Below are 3,781 nucleotides of genomic sequence, written 5' to 3'. Positions count from 1 at the left end.
GGATGAACTTTTGATACGCCGCGAAATTTCATACGGCTGGATTTCGTCTGCACCTAAATTTAAGGCGAGCGAAATTTTAAGAGTCAAAATTTCAAAGGGCGAAATTTAAAACTGACGGGATTTTAAAGGCGAAAATTCCGAGGATGAAATTTTAGATAAAAATTTAAAGCGGTCCAAATTATAAAATTCCGCCCGATAGAATTTTGCTAAGAGGCGAGATTTCAATTCTATAAAATTTAAAATTATCGCGCCGCAGAGATTTGCAGAAGCGAGCCTGAAATTTTATAGAATTTAAATGCGAAACGAGGGGAAGCGATGGCAACGAAGCAGAATGTGCCTGCAAATTTATACGATCTGGATATGGAGCGCGCGATCTTAAGCTCGCTTTTGCAAAACGAGGACGCATACGGCGAGCTAAGCGAGATAATCTCGGTCGGCGATTTTTTCTACAAGCCGCACGCCGATATCTACGAGGCGATCGTCAAGTGCTCCTCGCACAACGAGCCGATCGCGCCGAGCTTCGTTAAAAAATGGCTAGCCGAGCGCTACGACGATGGCGCATTTACCGAAGTCGTAGCCACCAGCGGCGTAGTCGATGCCCCAAAATACGCACTCGAGTTGCGCGAAAAATCGATCAAGCGCTCGCTAATCAAGGTCGCGCACGAAATCCCTTCGATGGTAAACGAAGCTGTGCGCAGCAAAGACACCGCCGATAAAATCAGCTCTAAAATTTACGAGCTCATCGATGAGGAGCGCCACGGCGGCATCAAAAAATCGCACGAGATCATCGAAGGCGTAGTAGAGGAGCTGAAACGCCAAAAGGCGCTCGCAGGCTCGGAGCTCGTGGGGCTTGATACGGGCTTTCGCTTCCTAAACGACTGCACGAAGGGGCTGAAACCGGGCGAGCTCATCATCATCGCCGCCCGCCCCGGTATGGGCAAGACCGCCTTTGCGTTAAATTTAATGATGAAAACGCTGCAAAGCGGCAAAGGCGTCGTATTTTTCTCGCTCGAGATGCCCTCCGTGCAGCTGATGTATCGCATACTAAGCGCGCTTAGCTCGATCCCGCTAAGCGACATAATGAGCGCCAAGCTCAGCGACGACGACTGGACGCGCTTCAACGACGCCTGCGATGCGGTGCTGAATATGCCGCTTTTCGTCTATGACAGCGGCTACGTAAACATCCACCAAGTCCGCACCCAGCTGCGCAAACTCAAATCCGCAGACGCCAATATCGAGCTTTGCGTGATCGATTATATCGGACTTATGACGAGCACGAGCAACTACTCCGAGCGCCACCTGCAAATCGCCGAAATTTCACGCGGACTCAAGCTCTTGGCGCGCGAGCTAAACATCCCGATCATCGCGCTATCGCAGCTAAACCGCTCGCTCGAGGCGCGCTCGAACAAACGCCCGATGCTAAGCGATCTGCGCGAAAGCGGCGCGATCGAGCAGGACGCCGACATCATACTTTTCGTCTATCGCGACGAGGTTTATAAAGAGCAGATGGAGCGCGAGCGCATTTCGCGGCTGGAGGCCGAGGGCAAGGACGCGGGCGAGCCCGTGTTTAGGCGCAACGACTATCAGGAAAAAGCCGAAATCATCGTCGGCAAAAACCGCTCGGGCGAGGCGGGCAGGACGATCGAGGTGGGCTTTCAGGGCAGATTTACCCGCTTCGTCGATACGAGCTTCGGCGGCGAGCCCAGCGAGAGCGCGATCTTTAACGAAAATGACAATCTCGACTACGTCTCGCAGCTGCAAGATCAGGGCTTTGAGGAGCCCGCTGCGGCGCGCTTCGATATGCCGAATCCCGATGCAGCGCAGAATTTGCAGCAAAATTTAACGCAGAATTTTAACGAAGCCCAAAATTTTAACGAAGCTCAAAATAGCGGCGTAAGTTTAAACGAAAGCTCTGCTAGCGCTCGAAATTCCAGCGTAAATATCGATTTTGATGAGATGCCTAGTTTCGGCCAAAGCGATGCGCAGGACGGCGAGGAGATAGACGGCGAGTCTAAATTTAGCGCAGAGCATGGTTTGGCAGAGGTACAGCGCGCGGCACAGAACGCACCGCAAAAGCAAGAATTTCAGGGGCAAAATTTAGATGATACGAGGACGGGCAGTGTCGCGCCTAAAACAGAGCGTATGCGTGGAAATTCGGCTGATGCGCAGCAGAACATAAAGAGCGCGGAGAGCGCAAAAGACGCGCTGCAAGATGCAAAAGGCGCATCGCAAGGCGCAGAGAAGGTAGCGGGCGCGTCGCGAGGAGCGGAGAGTGCGCAGCGAGAGGATGCCTCGTATTTTGAGGGTGATGATAGTGCCGATGGCGGCAGGTCGTCTTTTGAAGCGCAAGAAGAGGACGAGGCGAAATTTAAACCCGCGCCGCCTTTAAATATCGAAGAGATGGGCATTCCAAAGATCAATGAGGCAAACAGGCTCGATGACGACGACGCGCCGCTGGATCTGTGAAATAGCGCTTAGGCTAGCGCTGATTGTTAGCGTTTTTTGCTTCGCGCTTTACGCGCAGGATTTCAGTGACGCGGGCTTTTGCGCGCTGGCGGCGTTTTGGGCTTACGCGCTATTTCGGGTGCTATTTAGCTTTTTTTATGAGGCGAAGCAGCGCGCCAACGCGGCGCTATTTCGCAGCAGCGGGACTTTGATTAAAATTTTTAAAGGCAGGCTGATAAGCGGAGTTTTAGCCTTCGCGGGTGCGATCCTCTTAAGTGCCACTTTGGCGCTAGGCCTAGCAGATCTGCGCGGCGCGGAGCTATTCGTGACGCTCGCGGCACTGCCTGCAGCTCTTGCTCTGATGCGCCTGGCGGTGTTGAAGCTCAGTCTAAAAGAGATTAAAAATCCCAGAATTTTATCGCTCAAACTTAGCATTTTGCTGCTCGCCGCGCTTGCCGTAGCGGTAAATTTTGCTATAAATTTAGCCTATTTGCGGCTTGCGGACGGCGCAGATGCTGCCGCACACTCTTTAAATTCCGCGATAAATTTTACTTCGCCCGCCCGCACCGCCGCATCCATGGGAAATTTCGCGACAAACAACGCTTCCGCGCCCGTCGGAAATTTTGCAACAGATAATGCCGCCAAATCCGCTAAAAATTCCGCGGCAAATAACTCCGTCATAGTTGTGCGAAATTCCGAGACGAGCAATGCCGTCAAGCCCGCAGCGGATGCCGCTAAAAATCTCACCGCTTCGACCGCAAATTTTAAAGCGGGCTCCGTCAGAGCGGTGCAGGTCTCGGCTGAAAATTCTAAGGCAGATCCCGCCGCCATGCCGCAGACCTTCGCTAAAAATTTTACGACTAGCTTCGCTGCAGCGCAAAATTTAAATTTAGCTCCAACTCCGGCCACGCCGAGTATAGCCGCAGACAGTTCCGCTAAAAATTCCGCGACAAACTCCGCATCGGTAGATAAAATTTTTGAAATTTTAAAATCTACCGAGCCGCAAGCGCACTTCAAATCCGTTCTGCTAAATGAAATTTACGCTTTGAAATTTTATAAAAACGCGCTGTTTGAGCTGGCGCTGTCGCAGAGCCCTAGCGCGCTAAAAATCGCTCTTTTGTTTCTGATCTGCGCGGGCGATTTTGTCTTTTACTGCGCGATCTTGCATCTTTGCGCCTTCGTGCTTTTTATGCCGCGAGCTACGTCCGTGCCCAAAATAGGGCGCTTTAGTGGCACGATATTCGCGCTTGCCTACGTCACGCTGTGTTTGATCTGTGCCGCGCAGACGCGCACGGCAGGCAGCGGAGCGGAGGACGCACATCCTAAAAGCGCGGTC

The 3,781-nt window shown here is 52.3% G+C and carries 2 protein-coding genes; both read left to right on the top strand.

The window, feature by feature from the left end:
- Positions 1–315 precede the first annotated feature (315 nt).
- Positions 316–2,466 (top strand): replicative DNA helicase, encoded by a 2,151-nt coding sequence (locus Q0095_RS07205; protein ID WP_297882710.1) that lies wholly within the window; start codon positions 316–318, stop codon positions 2,464–2,466.
- Positions 2,438–3,781: hypothetical protein (locus Q0095_RS07200; protein ID WP_297882707.1), on the top strand; the 1,344-nt coding region annotated here is incomplete at its 3' end. The genes Q0095_RS07205 and Q0095_RS07200, both read left to right, overlap by 29 nt.

It is taken from the genome of uncultured Campylobacter sp., assembly GCF_938045535.1.
Classification (GTDB): domain Bacteria; phylum Campylobacterota; class Campylobacteria; order Campylobacterales; family Campylobacteraceae; genus Campylobacter_B.
This window is presented reverse-complemented; position numbering and strand designations above follow the sequence as displayed.